The 16686-nt window shown below is 55.4% G+C and carries 19 protein-coding genes; 12 read left to right on the forward strand and 7 right to left on the reverse strand.

Annotation, left to right across the window (positions count from 1 at the left end):
* Positions 1–48: 48 nt before the first annotated feature.
* The gene (locus tag AC3Y5R_RS05005) at positions 49–1230 is read left to right on the forward strand and encodes an MFS transporter (protein ID WP_489920408.1); all 1182 of its coding nucleotides are present in this window, start codon (positions 49–51) and stop codon (positions 1228–1230) included.
* Between the two features lie 65 nt (positions 1231–1295).
* Here AC3Y5R_RS05005 and AC3Y5R_RS05010 read toward each other — a convergent pair whose 3' ends face one another.
* The 6 genes from AC3Y5R_RS05010 to AC3Y5R_RS05035 form a co-directional block, all read right to left on the reverse strand.
* Positions 1296–1793: an arsenate reductase ArsC gene (locus AC3Y5R_RS05010; protein WP_489920409.1), complete on the reverse strand. Its 498-nt coding sequence runs from the start codon at positions 1791–1793 to the stop codon at positions 1296–1298.
* Positions 1794–1856: 63 nt separating this feature from the next.
* A complete protein-coding gene (arsC, locus tag AC3Y5R_RS05015) occupies positions 1857–2285 on the reverse strand; it encodes a glutaredoxin-dependent arsenate reductase (RefSeq protein WP_489920410.1) in 429 nt (142 codons plus the stop codon).
* Between the two features lie 63 nt (positions 2286–2348).
* Positions 2349–3638, reverse strand: coding sequence for an arsenic transporter (locus tag AC3Y5R_RS05020; RefSeq protein WP_489920411.1), 1290 nt, complete (start codon positions 3636–3638; stop codon positions 2349–2351).
* Positions 3639–3686: 48 nt separating this feature from the next.
* Positions 3687–5444 carry an arsenical pump-driving ATPase gene (gene arsA, locus AC3Y5R_RS05025; RefSeq protein ID WP_489920412.1) on the reverse strand — a complete coding sequence of 586 codons (1758 nt, stop codon included), beginning with the start codon at positions 5442–5444 and terminating at the stop codon, positions 3687–3689.
* A 29-nt stretch (positions 5445–5473) separates the two neighbouring features.
* A complete protein-coding gene (gene arsD / locus AC3Y5R_RS05030) occupies positions 5474–5839 on the reverse strand; it encodes an arsenite efflux transporter metallochaperone ArsD (RefSeq protein WP_489920413.1) in 366 nt (121 codons plus the stop codon).
* Between the two features lie 109 nt (positions 5840–5948).
* The gene (locus AC3Y5R_RS05035; protein WP_187514510.1) at positions 5949–6302 is read right to left on the reverse strand and encodes a metalloregulator ArsR/SmtB family transcription factor; all 354 of its coding nucleotides are present in this window, start codon (positions 6300–6302) and stop codon (positions 5949–5951) included.
* Between the two features lie 566 nt (positions 6303–6868).
* Between AC3Y5R_RS05035 and AC3Y5R_RS05040 the strand changes: the two genes are divergently transcribed.
* The 11 genes from AC3Y5R_RS05040 to AC3Y5R_RS05090 are packed head-to-tail and all read left to right on the forward strand — an operon-like array spanning position 6869 to position 15277.
* The gene (locus AC3Y5R_RS05040) at positions 6869–7186 is read left to right on the forward strand and encodes an integrative conjugative element protein, RAQPRD family (protein WP_187514509.1); all 318 of its coding nucleotides are present in this window, start codon (positions 6869–6871) and stop codon (positions 7184–7186) included.
* On the forward strand, positions 7186–7431 hold the full coding sequence (locus tag AC3Y5R_RS05045) for a TIGR03758 family integrating conjugative element protein (protein ID WP_060435735.1): 246 nt from the start codon (positions 7186–7188) through the stop codon (positions 7429–7431). The genes AC3Y5R_RS05040 and AC3Y5R_RS05045 overlap by 1 nt, the downstream gene beginning before the upstream one ends.
* A gap of 15 nt (positions 7432–7446) precedes the next feature.
* Positions 7447–7797, forward strand: a complete 351-nt coding sequence (locus AC3Y5R_RS05050) for a TIGR03745 family integrating conjugative element membrane protein (protein WP_489920414.1) — start codon at positions 7447–7449, stop codon at positions 7795–7797.
* 9 nt (positions 7798–7806) lie between these two features.
* A complete protein-coding gene (locus tag AC3Y5R_RS05055) occupies positions 7807–8181 on the forward strand; it encodes a TIGR03750 family conjugal transfer protein (protein ID WP_489920415.1) in 375 nt (124 codons plus the stop codon).
* Positions 8178–8837 (forward strand): PFL_4703 family integrating conjugative element protein, encoded by a 660-nt coding sequence (locus AC3Y5R_RS05060; protein WP_061552880.1) that lies wholly within the window; start codon positions 8178–8180, stop codon positions 8835–8837. The genes AC3Y5R_RS05055 and AC3Y5R_RS05060 overlap by 4 nt, the downstream gene beginning before the upstream one ends.
* Complete coding sequence (locus tag AC3Y5R_RS05065) at positions 8834–9727, forward strand: TIGR03749 family integrating conjugative element protein (protein WP_321187218.1); 894 nt, start codon at positions 8834–8836, stop codon at positions 9725–9727. Before AC3Y5R_RS05060 ends, AC3Y5R_RS05065 begins: the two co-directional genes overlap by 4 nt.
* Positions 9724–11250, forward strand: coding sequence for a TIGR03752 family integrating conjugative element protein (locus AC3Y5R_RS05070; protein WP_489920416.1), 1527 nt, complete (start codon positions 9724–9726; stop codon positions 11248–11250). Before AC3Y5R_RS05065 ends, AC3Y5R_RS05070 begins: the two co-directional genes overlap by 4 nt.
* Positions 11251–11264: 14 nt before the next feature.
* Positions 11265–11651, forward strand: a complete 387-nt coding sequence (locus AC3Y5R_RS05075; RefSeq protein ID WP_061552878.1) for a hypothetical protein — start codon at positions 11265–11267, stop codon at positions 11649–11651.
* Positions 11652–11655: 4 nt separating this feature from the next.
* On the forward strand, positions 11656–12063 hold the full coding sequence (locus AC3Y5R_RS05080; protein WP_489920417.1) for a TIGR03751 family conjugal transfer lipoprotein: 408 nt from the start codon (positions 11656–11658) through the stop codon (positions 12061–12063).
* Complete coding sequence (locus tag AC3Y5R_RS05085) at positions 12063–14882, forward strand: conjugative transfer ATPase (RefSeq protein ID WP_489920418.1); 2820 nt, start codon at positions 12063–12065, stop codon at positions 14880–14882. Before AC3Y5R_RS05080 ends, AC3Y5R_RS05085 begins: the two co-directional genes overlap by 1 nt.
* Positions 14879–15277 carry a hypothetical protein gene (locus AC3Y5R_RS05090; protein ID WP_489920419.1) on the forward strand — a complete coding sequence of 133 codons (399 nt, stop codon included), beginning with the start codon at positions 14879–14881 and terminating at the stop codon, positions 15275–15277. The genes AC3Y5R_RS05085 and AC3Y5R_RS05090 overlap by 4 nt, the downstream gene beginning before the upstream one ends.
* A gap of 750 nt (positions 15278–16027) precedes the next feature.
* Here AC3Y5R_RS05090 and AC3Y5R_RS05095 read toward each other — a convergent pair.
* Positions 16028–16348, reverse strand: a complete 321-nt coding sequence (locus AC3Y5R_RS05095; protein ID WP_489920420.1) for a metalloregulator ArsR/SmtB family transcription factor — start codon at positions 16346–16348, stop codon at positions 16028–16030.
* Positions 16349–16686 lie beyond the last annotated feature (338 nt).

The raw sequence follows: 16686 nt of genomic DNA on the forward strand, positions 1-16686 counted from the left end.
AATAATTCTCCTGTAATCTCCCGGTCTTTTCCCCAAGGAGCATTCCCGTTGGAACAGGTCATTGTAAAGGGCAGGGTGACGTTATTCGTGGGGTTAACCCAGCTGATTAACTGGGGCATTACCTTTTACCTGCTGGGCGCATTTGGTCAGGCTATCGGCAGAGAGCTGGGATGGACGCAGGTGATGACCTATTCCGGGCAGACGTTGTCCATGGGCATAATGGGGCTCACCTCGCCATTTTCCGGCAGAATATTGAAACACCTGGGCGGAAAAAAGATGATGGCCAGCGGCATCGTGCTGAACGCCACCGGATGTCTTTTGTTAGCGGCCAGTCAGGGGCCCCTGAGCTACTGGGCAGCCTGGGTTATCATGGGCGCAGGGATGCGATTGTCTCTTTATGACGCTGCCTTCGCCGTTCTGGTGGATATCGCGGGTCCATCGGCACGAAAATCCATGACGCAGGTAACGCTGCTGGGCGGTCTTGCTTCCGTGGCCTTCTGGCCGGTAGGTGCGTGGCTCTTAACGGTGATGGGATGGCGTGCAGGTACGGTTTGCTATGGGCTGTTTGCGCTGATGAGCCTTCTCTTACTCCGTTGTCTGCCAGATAAAATGTCATCGCCAGTGACTTCCGGTACCCAACCAGCCCCGTCACCCTGTGGGGTAGTCGACGACAATAACCGGTGGTCTGGCTGGATTTACGCCGCTCTGATGGCCTTGCTGAGCTTTTTATCCACGGGGATTTCCGCGCATCTCCCCGCCATGCTTGCAGGCTTCGGCGTACCGGTATTGATTGGCACACTCTGGGGTGTCGGTCAGGTCAGCTCCCGCCTGAGCGACGTTTTTATGGGCGCAAAAGGCTCGCCGCTTGGGCTGAATATGCTGGTGGGGGGAATATTGCCATTCTGTTTTGTGTTCAGTCTGTTCAGTTTCCACTCTACCGTAAGCGCTGCTCTCTTTGTATTAAGTTATGGTGCAGCCAACGGCCTGTCGACGCTGGTTAGGGCTACTTTACCTCTCGTTATGTTCGATAAACATCAGTATGCAGACAAACTCGGTACACTGCTGATGCCAAGCTTTTTCCTTTCCGCTCTGGCACCGGCCATCTATGCCAGCCTGCTGGACGCCATGGGCATTTATGACACCTTGTTGTTTTCTCTGTCTGTGTCACTGATAATTACAGTCCTGAGTGTTGCTCTTTCGTTTAGGGAACGGTACAGGCAGGGTGCATGAGGGGAGAACGCCGGGGAGAACAGGGCGTGGGTCTCAGCAGACTGTCTCGCAAGCAATGCTGAGGATTAATCGTCGCTTCCCCATTGTCGAAGCTGGACCTGAAGAGACATGCGTTCAATTTTATCAACGGGCAGGCTGACGAACAGCCGCAGCCGTGTGGCTATTTGTTTCTCAACCTGGATAAAACCCCGCATCTTCTCCTCTTCAGTGCCTTCAATAGCTGTGGGATCAGGAAATCCCCAGTGAGCTGTTATCGGCTGCCCAGGTATAGCCGGACAGCCTTCTCCGGCGGTTTTGTCGCAAAGCGTAAAGATAAAATCCATGTGCGGGGCATCACTGCCGGTAAAATGCTCTAACCCCTTGCTGTATAACGATGACGTATCCATACCCTGCATGGTCAGCACCTCCAGCGTCAGCAGATGAGGTGCGTCCATCGGAGCGCTCCCTGCGCTGAACGCCTCAAATTTATCGCCGGCAATCTTATTGAGCAGAGCTTCGGCAAACAGGCTTCTGGCTGAGTTGCCCGAACACACGAACAGAACCCGATGTTTTTTCATAGCCATTCTTTAACCCCTTATGGAAGAGAGGCACCCCTTTGATGGGGTGCCTCTCTGTTTCACTCTGGTTTATTTAGAAACCCGCTTTCCCTGGGCGTCGACTACGGCTTCACCGTCTTCTTTGGTGAAGGCACCCTGCTGCGCGTCCGGGAGAATATCCAGAACGACCTCCGACGGGCGACACAGCTTGGTGCCAAGCGGCGTCACGACAATAGGGCGGTTAATGAGAATGGGATATTGCAGCATGTAGTCCACCAGTTGCTCATCGCTGAACGTATCTTCAGTCAGGCCCAGTTGTTCATAAGGTTCGACATTTTTTCTCAGCAGTGATCTCACTGAAATCCCCATGTCGCCGATCAGCTTTATCAGCTCATCGCGGCCCGGTGGCGTTTCAAGATAGTGAATAACGGTTGGCTCAACGCCGCTGTTGCGGATGAGTTCAAGCGTGTTGCGCGAGGTGCCGCAGGCAGGATTATGATAAATCGTGATAGAAGTCATAACGGTGCTCTCTTGTGAGTAAGGCCCGCCGTGCCCTCACGGCAGGCGGTAGCCAGGGATGAATTAATGGGCGAACGATAAACGTAAGGCAAGGGCGGCCAGCGTCACAAACAGTACCGGGAGGGTCATGACAATCCCGACCCGGAAGTAATAGCCCCAGGTGATCTTGATGCCTTTCTGCGACAACACGTGGAGCCATAGCAGGGTCGCCAGGCTGCCAATCGGGGTGATTTTTGGCCCCAAATCACTGCCGATGACGTTGGCATAAATCATGGCCTCTTTGATCACACCCGCCGCGCTGCTGCCTTCAATGGACAGCGCGCCGATCAGTACCGTCGGCATGTTGTTCATGATGGAGGAGAGAAAGGCGGTCAGGAAGCCCGTGCCCAGGGTTGCCACCCACAGACCTTGCTCAGCAAAGCGGTCGAGGATCATTGACAGATAATCAGTCAGGCCGGCGTTGCGCAGGCCGTATACCACCAGGTACATACCCAGAGAGAAAATGACGATTTGCCATGGGGCGCCGCGGAGCACTTTGCCGGTGTTGATCGCATGACCTCGCTTTGCCACAATAAATAGAATAAGTGCACCCACCGCTGCGACGGCACTGACCGGCACGCCCAGCGGCTCAAGCCCAAAGAATCCTACCAATAGCAGCAGTAACACAAACCAGCCCGTTTTAAAGGTCAGAGGATCCTTGATGGCCTTGTGCGGCTCCGGCAATTTAGATACGTCGTAGGTGGCCGGAATGTCTTTACGGAAGAACAGGTGCAACATGACCAGCGTTGCCACGATAGACGCAATGTCGACAGGTACCATGACGGATGCATAGTCGTTGAAGCCAATTTTGAAAAAGTCGGCCGAGACAATATTCACCAGGTTTGACACGATAAGCGGCAGGCTGGCACTGTCGGCGATGAATCCCGCAGCCATCACGAAGGCCAGCGTCGCGCCGCGGCTGAAGCCCAATGCCAGCAGCATGGCAATCACTATCGGCGTGAGAATGAGCGCGGCCCCGTCGTTGGCAAAGAGCGCGGCAACGGAAGCGCCGAGCAGGACAATGTAAGTAAACAGCAAACGCCCGCGACCATTACCCCACCGTGCGACGTGCAGCGCTGCCCACTCGAAGAAGCCTGACTCATCCAACAGCAGGCTAATGATGATGACCGCGATAAAGGTGGCTGTCGCATTCCACACAATATTCCACACGACGGGAATGTCGCCAACGTGGACCACGCCGGAGACCAAAGCCAGCGCTGCGCCGATAATGGCGCTCCAGCCGATACCCAGACCTTTAGGCTGCCAGATAACTAACACAATCGTCAGAACAAAAATCGCTCCTGCTAACCACATACTTTCTCTCCTGCGCGGAACTGTTATGCCCGCACGCAATGCCGTTTATTATTGTTTTCCAGCGAGAATGCTAAGACGGTCAATACCGACCGGCTCATCTTCCTGTAGCGGGATCAATGCCAGACGTGTCGCAAGGCCTGACTGAACTTTCCTGATTTGCTCTACTTCATGTGCCGCGCGTATTTTGAGCAACGGGGACGTCGTACGTGCTGCGGCAAGGCTGTTGTTGATGATCCACGCCCACGGCTCAATACCCGCACGGCGAAGATCCTCCTGCAAATTGGCCGCCTCCAGCACCGGTGTCGTTTCAGGTAGCGTCACTAGCAGCACTTTAGTGCGTTCCGCATCCTGTAACTGCATCATCGGCGTAAGATAATGGCCGTTTTCGCCCATGCGCTTCGCCACTTCACGATGATACGCACCGGTGGCATCCAGCAGCAGCAGCGTGTGGCCCGTCGGTGCGGTATCCATCACCACAAAGCGTTTGCCGGCTTCGCGTATGACGCGGGAAAATGCCTGAAACACGGCAATTTCTTCGGTACACGGCGAACGCAGGTCTTCCTGCAGCAGGGCTTTGCCCTGCGCGTCCAGGCCCTTGCCTTTTGTCGCTAACACCGTCTCGCGATAGCGCTCGGTTTCGGCCTGCGGATCAATCCTGCTGACCTGCAGGTTTTTAAGCTGACCATGTAGCGTGTTTTCCAGGTGTGCGGCCGGATCTGACGTGGTGAGGTGAACGTCCAGCCCTCTTTCAGCAAGCCTGACCGCCAAGGCGGCGGCAAGCGTCGTTTTACCTACCCCCCCTTTCCCCATCAGCATGATCAGGCCGTGATCCTGGCGGGCGATGTCCTCAACCAGTGCATCGAGAGAGGGAATATCCGGAACCGCTTCGTCCTGCAGAAAAACTGTTGCGTCCCCGGATTTTTGTGTCTGGAAAAGGCCACGCAGCGCGTCAGGGCCCACCATGTTGACCGGCTGAAGCGCTAAGGTTTCGTGCGGTAAGGCCGCTAATGCTGGCGGAAGGCTTACTAACACGCGCTGCTCGCGTTGATAGAGAGACCGGGCCAGCGCATCTCCCGTGGTTGCGCTTTCAGGCAGCACGCCGTTGATGACCAGGGTCTGATTCTCCAGCCCAACCTGATGAAGCTCATCATGCGTGCGGGCGACCTCAAGCAGGGCAGAGGCCTGAGGACGAGCTACCAGAATCAGACGAGTCTTGGCGGAGTCGGCCAGAACCGACAGGGCATGTGCATAACGCTCACGCTGTTTTTCCAGCCCGGCAAGGGGACCGAGACAGGAAGCCCCCTCCGGATTTTCTGCAATGAAACTGCTCCAGGCACCGGGAAGTTGCAGCAGCCGGATAGTGTGCCCGGTAGGTGCCGTATCGAAAATAATATGGTCGTACTCCAGCAGCAGGGCGTCGTCCGTCAGTAAGCCGGTGAACTCATCAAAGGCGGCAATCTCCGTCGTACAGGCACCGGAGAGCTGTTCTTCAATACTGCGCACCACGTCGTCGGGAAGCACCCCCTTAACGGGATCGACGATGCGTGCGCGATAGAGCTGCGCGGCGGCTTGCGGGTCAATCTCAAGTGCAGTGAGGCCCGGTACGCTATGAATGTCGGTCAGTTGGTTACCAATGGTTTGACCAAAGACCTGCCCCACGTTTGACGCCGGGTCAGTGCTGACCAGTAAAACGCGTTTTCCCTGATCCGCTAGCGAAATGGCCGTCGCGCACGACAGGGAGGTTTTCCCGACTCCGCCTTTGCCGGTGAAAAAGAGAAACGTGGGGGGATTATTCATGAATTGCATGGAGGTATCCTTCTTCCGAATTAATGAGCTCAGCAGCAGTTCGTCTTGCCGCCGGTGCAGCAACCTGATGACGCGGCTTGTTCGCCCTCCAGGGCAAGGCCACACCATCGAGCCAGCTCCTGACGCGTCGGATAGCGGCCGGCCAGTGCAACGTTATTGTCGAGCAGAATCAACGGTAAAGATGAAGCCCCGGAATTCTCAAGAAAAGCTTTAACCTGGGTGTTATCTGCGAACGCCATAGGTTGCTGGGAAAGATTGAAGCGATTTACGGTGACACCTGCCTGTTTAAGCCAGTCACAGTCCGCGGAAAAGTTGACCAGGGCCTGATCAACTTCGCTGCCGCACACGCCCGTGTTACAGCACATTGCTGGATCAAAAACTGAAATGGTTTTCATGACCTTTCCTCTAAATGTCATTTAATGAGTGCGGTCAGCGTGGGCCGCACTTCTCATCGGCTGTGGTGGAGTTTAAATCTGGTTTATCGAATGTATTTTTCGCCTGAGATTACAGACAGACGGCCTTGCCCCCGGTGGTGTTCTGCTTGCGGGTAATGCTTTTTACCTGTGCAGTGATTTTGTCCTGCTCGCTCAAAAAGGCCTGCTCAATTATGGCCGCTGCCCATGCTGGCATATGCGGAGACAGGCGGTAGTAAATCCATTTTCCGTCCCGGCGATCTATGATGAGCCCGGTTTCTCTGAGCATGGCGAGGTGTCTTGAGATTTTTGGCTGCGACTCATTAAGCACACCGATGATTTCACAGACGCACAGTTCCCCGGCTTCTCTGAGCAGCATGACGATCGACAGACGTGTTTCATCGGACAGGTTTTTAAACAACAGAAGTGAAGACAGACTCTTCATAAGGTCTCCTTTGCATGATGGCGCCATGGTAGGGCTTGCTCAAAAAATGTCAATTACATATTTGAAATTTCGAATGTGTAATATCAGGCTTATAATAACTAGAATAATGAACCGAAGGAGCGGTATTACGGGAAGCGACAATGAAAAATCTATACAAAAGAGTGTGAGATAACATGGTGGAATAGTTCTTTTATCCACTGAGCGGCCAATCTTTTCACGAGTATGAAGGGAAAGCGTCCAAGCAGTTGGCTGCAGTAGTAAAAAACCGATCATGAACCACTGTGTTTTTTACACGGATAAAGCAACAGCATAATCTTGTTTTATGCAGAGGAGAGAAAGCGGCGTTATAGCTACCCATCATCACCGAGGTTGAGGCTACACGGAGAGCGCTCCTACTCTCGACCACCATAGGGATCCTGATCACGGTTTTGTTTGTTTCGTTACTTAAATTAAATTCCTTCACTTCTTTTTTTAATTTTCACCCCGCCATAAACACTTTCCTGCTGCTCTCCCTGTTCGGTTGCGTCAGTCTTTCCCCCGCAACCTTAAACACACAGGAGAGCGTCATGCGCCCAACCCCCGGACTCTGCGTACTGCTGCTGGCTATGTGCAGCTTCAGCACGTTCCCGACGCAGGCTTCCGAAAAAGACGAACTGGCCCTGGTGATGCGTCAGCTTGATCAGGTTCAGGCCGGATTGGACAGGGCTCGCGTCGTGGCCAACCAGAATGGTCAGGATGCCCGTTTCTACTTCGACTACCTCAGCGCAACCCGCGACATCACCACGATGAAGCAGGGCATAGCGCGCTATCTGGAACCTTCCCGCGCTCAGCCTTCGATACCGATGTCAGTCACTGGCCAGTACCGCGGCGAGGAGGATCGCTGATGTCTATGACCTCTGCTCAGCAGTCTGGCTGGAGTGCCGGCACCGGCGGCGGCATGGAGCCGTCGGCGCTCAATTTGCTGATTTTAGGTCTGCTGGGGGCGGTACTGTTTCTGTTCGTTGCCTGGGTGTTGGTGACGGCCTATCGCGGCGTGTCTGACAAATCCATTCCCATGAGCAAGCTGCCAGAGTCGGCTATCCGCCTGGTGGTTCTGCTACTCGTAACACTCTTCCTGTTTTTCCACTGAAGTAAGGATAATTCTATGAAGTTAATGATATTTTTCCGTAACAAACTTTCCCTGCTGGCAGGCAGTACCCTGTTTTATATCGGTAATGCCCTGGCTGACCTGCCGCCCATTGAGCAGCCTTCATCAGGAGGCGGGAGCGGTACCTATGCCACCATCAAAGGCTATTTGCGCGACGGTCTGACGCTGGGCGGTCTGATTATTGCTGCCGTGGCCTTTATCGTTGTCGCTAATGCGGCAATCAGCTGCTTCCATCACGTCCGTCAGGGTAAGGCGACCTGGACGGAATTCGGCACCTTCGTGATTATTGGCGTCATCTTGCTGGTCGTCGTTATCTGGCTTGTCACCAAATCCAGCGACATCATCTGAGGAGGCGGTATGGCCGTGATCGAGTTTTTACCTGACCGTCTGAATACCCCGCCCGTCGTCTGGAGAGGCTTTACCGCTGGAGAGTTTCTTCTGGCGGCCGCGGTGGGTTTTGTACTCGGTATCCCGGTCTCTCTTCCTCTGGTCTTCATCCCCGCAGTCGGCTGGATTGCGATCCCGACCTGCATGCTGATTATGCCCATCATCGTGGTATTTATTGGCGGGCGCTGGGTCAGTAATTACAAACGCGGAAAGCCGGATAACTATCTGTGGCGTCGGCTGGAGGAGCTGCGAGCCCGCGCCGGGCTTTTTCGGGGGCTGATCGTCCACAGCCGGGCATGGGCGCTGCGGCGTACGTGCCCGGTTAAACGGGGAGTCATTCAATGAGCCGTTTTCGCAATGCGGTAAGCGCACGCGACAACCATATTTTTACCCTTCGGCTGGTGTGCGGCATGTTGTTTGTCGCGCTGCTGACAACCAGCACCGGCTGGATGCTGGCACCCCGAAACCTGACTATCCACAATCCACCCGATCTGCGGTCGGGCAGTACCAAAAAATGGTGGGAAGTGCCGCCGTCAACGGTGTACAGCTTTGCCTTTTACATTTTCCAGCAGCTCAATGCCTGGCCCAAAGACGGGGAGGTGGACTATCCGGCAAAGATTGCCCAGATGAGTCCTTTCCTGACGCCTGCCTGCCAGGATTTTTTGAATAAGGATGCTGAATTTCGCACCAACAGCGGCGAGCTGAAAGACCGCGTGCGTGTGGTTTACGAGATCCCCAAACGCGGTTACAGCAGTAAAAGCGTGGAGATCAAATCCGAGGATGAATGGGTGGCCCGCCTTGATCTGGTGGCGGATGAGTATTACCACACCGAACCGGTTAAGCGGGCGATGGTGCGTTATCCGATAAAGGTGATCCGCTGGGAGGGGGACCCTGAGCGTAATCCGTTTGGGCTGGCCATGGACTGCTATGACGGTGTGCCGCAGCGTCTGGAGGCGATGCCTGTCCAGGCACCGGAGAAGAAAACGGGGGTATTCCAGTGAAATTAAACATCCTGGTAGCCGGTGGGTTACTGATAGCAACGGCCGGTGCCGCCCATGCCGTGGAGCTGATGAAGTGGGAGCGGATCCCTCTGCAGATACCCCTCAACGTGGGGCAGGAGCGGATCGTGTTCGTGGACAAAAACGTGCGGGTGGGTTTTCCACCTTCCCTTAACGGCAAGCTGCGGGTGCAGAGCAGCGGAGGGGCGGTCTATCTGGATGCCACCGACGCGTTTCCTCTGACGCGCCTGCAGTTGCAGAACAAGGAAAACGGCGAAATTATCCTGCTCGACGTCAGTGCGGCGGCGGGGAAAGCAACCCGTGAGCCGGTTCAGGTGGTCTATGACGGTGAGGTGTCGTCAGCCTCTGCCAGCGATAAAACCCAGGTCAGCGGTGCCGGCAACAGCGGGCAGCCGGCAACCACGCAGGGGGAGGGGACAACAGAACGACGTAAACCCGCGAAGCTGAATGCGCCGCTACCTGTGGTGCTGACCCGCTATGCCGCGCAAAGCCTTTATGGGCCGCTGCGGACGGTTGAAGCGGTGCCGGGCATCAGTACAGTCGCCCTGAAATTACCGTCCCGGGTCACGACCCTTTATCCCTCAGCGCCGGTTATGGTCAGCCCGCTTGCCGCCTGGACCCTCAATGGTTACAGCGTGGTGGCTCTGCAGGTACGCAATACGTCGGCGGCAAAAGTCATTCTCGATCCCCGTGAACTGAACGGGCAATTTGTGTCGGCGACGTTCCAGCACCGGTGGTTAGGAAATGCCGGGACGCCGGAAGATACCACGGTATTGTATCTGGTGGTTGAAGGCCGTCCTGAAGGGGCTTTCCTGGCCGAGCCCGCCTTGACGCCCATTCATGCCAAAAAGTCGCGGAGCTCCCGTCAATGAAAATCAAATCCAATGGTTTAGTCAAACTCATGGTGCCTCTGGCCATCCTTGGCGCGGTGTTTATCGGCGTCAAATCCTGCTCATCAGGCGGTGGCGAGAAGAAAGCGCAGACCACGGCCGGAACGGTCGTGCCTGACCTGACGCCGGAGGACATGAAGGCCATGGGCATCGAGGGGGACACGCCGCAGGATACCCTGAGAACGCTGGTCGGCAGCCTGAAGACGGTGACCAAACGGCAAAATCAGCTCGATGCGGACAACAAAAGCCTGGCGGAGGAAAACAAGAACCTGAAGCAGACTAACCAGAACGTCGATGAGCGCATTAATCAGGCGGTGGTCAACGCGCAGTCCGTGGCTGACAAGGAGCAGAGCCAACTGAAGAACCAGGTGCAGGATCTGACGTCGAAAATTGGCGGCCTCATGCAGCAGTTACAGGATAAAGGCAGCCGTACCCAGGAGACGGTGACAGGAAATTCCTCCACGGTCGGCAGCGATATCCCTGTGGGATTAGGCCTCGAGGGTGGCGGCACTCCCGCCTCCGCGCCTGGCAGCGACGGCCTCCAGTGGATTGAGCCGAAAGACGGCGTTGCCGTCGATGCCAGCGGCAAACCCGTGGGTGAGGGAAACACCAATGCCGCCAGCGGGTTCTCCTTTGCCACCTCTTTTATGGACGACAACGCCATTACCCGTCAGAAAGCGGAGCTGGCCAACAAAACGAATACCGGCCAGACGCTGAGCGGCAATAAAGCCGCCGAAGGGCCGGTAGACCCGGTGTATACCCTGCCTGAGAACTCTACCTTAATCGGCAGCCGGGCGATGACCGCGCTGCTTGGCCGCGTTCCCATCGATGGGAAAGTGACTGACCCTTACCCCTTCAAGGTGCTGATAGGAAAAGACAACCTGACCGCAAACGGCATCGATCTGCCGGATGTGCAGGGGGCTGTCGTATCCGGTACGGCGACGGGAGACTGGACGCTGTCGTGCGTGCGCGGCTCAGTGACCAGCATTACGTTTGTGTTTTCAGACGGTACTGTGCGCACCCTGCCAAGGCCTGCCGGGCAGGCTGACAGTCAGGGTGGAGGCCAGGGAGAAAGCAACGGGAATGCTGGCAGTATTGGCTGGCTGTCTGATGAAAACGGTATTCCGTGCCTTTCCGGTGAGCGTAAATCCAACGCCTCAACTTACCTGCCGACGCTCTTTGCGCTGGGGGCAAGCAGCGCGGCGGGTGATGCCCTGGCCCAGAACCAGAACAGCACGCAGACCAACGGATATGGCGGGGTGACCTCTACGCTGACGGGGGATGCCGGGCAGGCCGTGCTGGGCAAAGCCTTGTCCGGGGGCATGCGGGATACGGCGGACTGGGTGAAAGCCCGCTATGGCCAAACCTTTGATGCCATTTACGTGCCGCCGGGTATGAAGGTGGCGATCCATATCACCAAACAGCTTGCCATTGATTATGAAGAGAAGGGCCGCAAGGTGAACTATGGCTTTAGCCTGAGCCAGGCCGGTACCGGTCTTGATTAAGGGGGGATGTCGGGATGGTTTCAGACTCAGCACAGGCATTGTTTCTCTCGCTCATCACGCATCAGGTCACGCCCTGGCAGTCCGTTTGTCACTCCCCGGCAGTGGCAGGGCACGGGGCGAAAGAAGTGAGTGCACTGCTGTTTTCTGGCGTGCTGCAACCGATGTGGTGGTGCTGTCGTGGACCGGGGCCGGTCGCTCCGCGCAAAAAGAATTCACTCAGCTGGATGGTCGCGCTGGTCAATGACCCGACGCCTGCGGCGGCGCAGCTTTGGCTGCCCGCTGCGGCATTACGGATCCCGCGTGTCACAGGGGAGCTTCAGCGAAAGGCGCTGGACAGATTTTTACTGCGTTGTTTTCAGGACTTTGCTTCAGCGGATGAACTCTACAAGAAAGGCGGGTAGGCGAATGAAAAAGAGAAGAACACTTCTGATGTATGCAGGGGTACTTATGTTGCTGAGCGGTTGCAGTACCAGTAAAGACACGATGTTGCCTCCGGGCGACAGTACCATGCTGGAGTTGTGGAATGACGGCGCATCGACGACGCACGCGACCGGGAAAGGACGCACTACGCTTCGCCGGTCGCTCAACGATCGCGAACGCACCACGTCAACGCAGGTGGCGGAAAGTTACAGCCGAACGCAGGAAAATGAAATACAGCAGACGTTTCCACGTCTGCCCAATCCGGACATGGTGATGTATGTGTACCCGCACATTGCCGATGGCAATGCGCCGGTGCCGGGATACAGCACGGTGTTTCCGTTCTACAGCCAGATCCAATATGCCCTGCCGGGTGAACGCACGGGAGAGTTGTAATGTTTTCACTGTTTCGTCGTCAACCCGACACTTCAGACGTACAGCTTACCGGCAACGGACCCTTCGCGGTTGAGGGACATGAGCCGTTCAGCCGTGAGGGGCGTTTTACACACAGCGATGAGGCCAGAGCTTATGGCTTGCAGCCGTCGATTATTGATTATATGCCCTGGGGCGAATATCTCCCGGAGGGGCGGTGCCTGCTTCTCGATGACGGCGTGTCCGTCGGCGCCGTGTTTGAGGTGATCCCGGTGGGTACCGAGGGACGTCCGGCCGAACGTCTGGAAGAAATCCGCGACGTGGTGGAGGATGCGCTGCAGGACAGCCTGCCGGAGCTCGACGGGAACCAGTGGGTAGTGCAGTTTTACTGTCAGGATGAAACTGACGTGACGGCCTATATGGATAAGTTACGGGGCTATGTTAAACCCTGGGCACAGGGAACGCCGTTTACCCGCGCCTGGCTGGCTGAAACTGAACGACATATGCAAAGTATTTCCGTAGAGAAGGGGCTTTTTGAGGACAAAATTGTCACCGGTGCGCCATGGCGTGGCCAGACCCGCCGCACGCGCATGGTTATCTACCGATACGTTGAGAAAAACGCCCGCGACCCGCTGCCACCGGCAGTCCTGCTTAATCAGGTCTGTGACCGGCTGACCTCGGCGCTGGCCGGCGCCGGCATTCGCTGTGAGCGACAAAACGGAGAGCAGATCCACAGCTGGCTGCTGCGCTGGTTTAACCCGAGTCCACAGTGGGTGGCTCCCGATGTGCTTTACCGCGCTGCACGGCACGACGACGGCGAATCGGACAGCCTGCCTATTCTGAATGATTTTAGCGAAACGCTGTGGTTTACGCGCCCGCGCAGCGATGCCGAGCGCGGAGTATGGTGGTTTGATAACGTCGCTCATAAGGCCGTGCCGGTTGAGCGTTTACGCCGCGCGCCGCAAACGGGACATCTGACCGGCGAAGTGCGGCGGGGGGAGAACATCAATACCCTGATGGACCTGATGCCTGAGGGTACCATGATCGCTATGACGCTGATTGTACAGCCTCAGGACGTGCTGGAAGAAGAGTTCAGCCGTCTGGGACGCAACGCCATGGGGGAAAATATTGAATCTACCCGCGCCCGCGAGGATGCCAAGAAAGCCCGGGAATACCTGGGCGACCAGCATAAACTGTACCGGTCTGCGCTGACGTTTCTCCTGCGCGCCCCCGACCTCAACAGCCTCGATAAGCGCTATCTCGATATCAGTGCAAAACTGCTCAATGCCGGGCTGCAGCCGGTGAATCCTGAGCACGATGTGGCCCCGCTAAATGGTTACCTGCGTGCCATGCCGATGTGCTTTAACCCGTCGGTGGATAAAAACCACTGGTACAGCCGGCTGACGTTTGTTCAGCATTTTGCCTGCCTGTTACCGGTGTTTGGCCGCGATACCGGCACCGGTAATCCGGGGTTTTCCTTCTTCAACCGCGGCGGCGCTCCGCTGACCTTCGACCCGATGAACAAAGATGACCGCACGCAGAACGCGCACCTGTTGCTGTTCGGGCCAACCGGTTCAGGTAAATCGGCCACGCTTTGTGCTTCGCTGTCTCAACTGATGGCAGTACACCGTTCCCGGTTATTCCTGCTGGAGGCGGGTAACTCATTTGGGTTGTTTGCAGATTACTGTGAGTCGCTGGGGCTGACCGTCAATAAAATCAGTGTGAAGCCGGGGAAAGGTGTCTCGCTGGCCCCCTTCGCCGATGCCCATCTGTTGCTCCAGGCCTCACCCGATGAGCTGGTCATTGATGAGTCAGCCCTGCCCGAGCTTGATGCCGGCACGGGCGATGAGGAAGACGATGAAAAACGTGACATCCTGGGGGAAATGGAAATTGCGGCGCGTCTGATGGTAACCGGCGGGGAGGTGGCCGAGGAGGCCCGCATGACACGGGCCGATCGCGGGATGCTGCGTGAAGCTATCCTCGCGGCGGCGCGCACATCCTTTAATGAGAACCGGCAAATGCTGCCTGAGGATCTGATGCATGCGCTGGAAAATATTGCACGCGATAACTCAAAAGATGCCGACGGCCGCGAACGCAGAACGGCCAGCCGGCGGGCGCGTGCGGAAGAAATGTCAGAAGCGCTGCGCATGTTCACCGAAGGATTTGAGGGCGAGCTGTTTAACCGTCCAGGTACGCCGTGGCCGGAGACGGACGTCACATTGATTGATTTGGGAACGCTTGCCCGCGAAGGTTACGAGGCGCAGATGGCGGTGGCGGTCATTGCGCTGGTCAATACGGTGAACAACATTGCCGAACGTGACCAGTATCTTGACCGTGAAATCAATATGGTTATCGATGAGGCCCATATCGTGACCACGAACCCGCTGCTGTCGCCTTACATGACCAAGGTGGTAAAAATGTGGCGTAAGCTCGGCGCCTGGCTGTGGCTGGCCACCCAGAACCTTGCGGACTACCCGGATACAGCGGAAAAAATGCTTAACATGGCCGAATGGTGGCTGTGTCTGACCATGCCGCCGGATGAAGTTGAGCAAATTTCACGTTTTAAAAAGCTCACGGTGGAGCAAAAAGCCATGCTGTTGTCGGCGACCAAGCTCCCGCGTTGCTATACCGAAGGTGTGGTCCTGGCCAAAAGGGTGGAGGCGTTGTTCAGGGCTGTGCCGCCCAGCCTGTACCTGGCACTCGGAATGACAGAAAAAGAAGAAAAAGCGGAGCGGCGTGCGCTGATGAATGAATACCATTGTACTGAACTGGAAGCGGCGTTCCACGTTGCCCGAAAGCTCGATAAGGCCCGGGGAATACTCATTGAGGCGAGGGCGGTATGAGACGACTGGGAATGTTACCACCTGCCGTAGTCAATGATAATGAAGTGAGTCTGGCCGTCATGTTTGATGTGCCACCTCAGGGAGAGGCCCGTATCGGTGTCACTGATCATGGTCAGCTTATGACGCTCTGCGACCGTATCCGAAAGCGCCTGCAGTCACCGGCGCTTCTCTCGATGCGGCCGCATCGGGTGGGCTCGCTTAACTGTGTTTCCGTACATCTGAAAGATAATGCAGGGGCCACGCTGGATTTATTGATCACCATTACGGGTAATACCGTCTGGCCGGATGATAATGAGTATGTACGGGGAGCACGTTGGTATATCAATGTGGCGGATGCCACTGACATGATGTGGTTGCTGAAATCTCTGGATGTCCTGACAGTCAAAGAAGGATAAAGAAACCGGAAACTGGCGACGGCTGCTCAAATCTTTTGTGCAGACGACGCCAGTTGAACAAGCCGCAGGCGCGTTAGCTATATTAGCTCAGACTTGACCTGACACAACTACGGCACAAGCCAAAGCTAATCTGACAGGCAGGTCTGTGCCAGTTACGGACATTGCTCACGCATTTGTCACTTAATAATATGGGAGCAGTTACCTTACTTGATTATTTTTGCAGCTTCTAATATATCCACTCAGGGATTTTTTTTAACGTCTGTAGGATGAATATTATTGGTCTAAAACCAGGTCCTAAACGAATTGCTGATTCGACAGGAAAGCCCGATCAGTGCCAGCGGGATAATAAAAAAATCCCGTTAATAATCCGAGGGTTAAACCCTGTAAACCTAAAGAAAAATAACAAACTCAGGGCACGGATGATTTATGTGCCCTGACATCCCATCAGCCGGATAACTGCGAGTTTCCCTTCCAATAAAGTCTGTCGCGGTGATCATGGGGATCATTACGATGGCATCCCAAAAAAATCAACCAGCCGTAATCATTCTTAACAACTGCAGCCTCAGGCAGCACAAGCACACTGCTTGTTTGCATCAGGCTATACAGCCAGCATCTCTGTAAAAACATACCAGACTGAAGCTTACAGGCCGCACTGCATGCGTTTCATGCATTCTGCTGTTAAGCAGTTTACGGGCAGGGAACAGCTCACCCCCGCCCCGACAGCCGCCAGCATACCGTTTGCCGTCAGGGTTAATTCGAATGAACCGGCAGGTCCTGCCGTACCTGGCCGGATATGTGCTGGTTTTGTCGTTGCGTTATTTCAAGAATATCGTGCATCCACACCGGTAATGACTCACAGAGCCGGTAGTAAACCCATTTTCCGTTGCGGCGGTCGGTCAGAACGCCGGCGCCTTTCAGCATGGCGAGATTACGGGATATTGCCGGCTGGGAGCTATCCAGCGACGCGCAGATGTGGCATACGCACAGCTCACCGGACTCCTTCAGGAGGAGAAGGATATTCAGGCGACTCTCGTCTGAAAGCAGCCGGTAAAAGGCAGATGGTGGGATCATATTGTCAGGCCGGTAGTCAGATTTGATAAAAATTAAAACATATCATGCCTTCTGTCGCCAGACATCAAACCGCCCGGGATAAGTCCTTTCCGGAATCGAAATTCTGAGTTCAGGCAATGGAAAAAATACCATAAAACTGACTGTCATTCACCCGAAGTCCAGTTTTTAGGCAAGGCGGCTGAACGAACTGAAAACATTTATTCTGGTGCAGAATAAATTAATTAGCATGATGCTCTGTGCGGAAAGACAAAATTATTAGCCGGATTTATGCTATTTCTTAGTCATCTGTATTCACCAAGATTTAATGTTATTTAAAATCAATTATATACACAATACAT

It is taken from the genome of Erwinia sp. 009765445, from assembly GCF_058137865.1.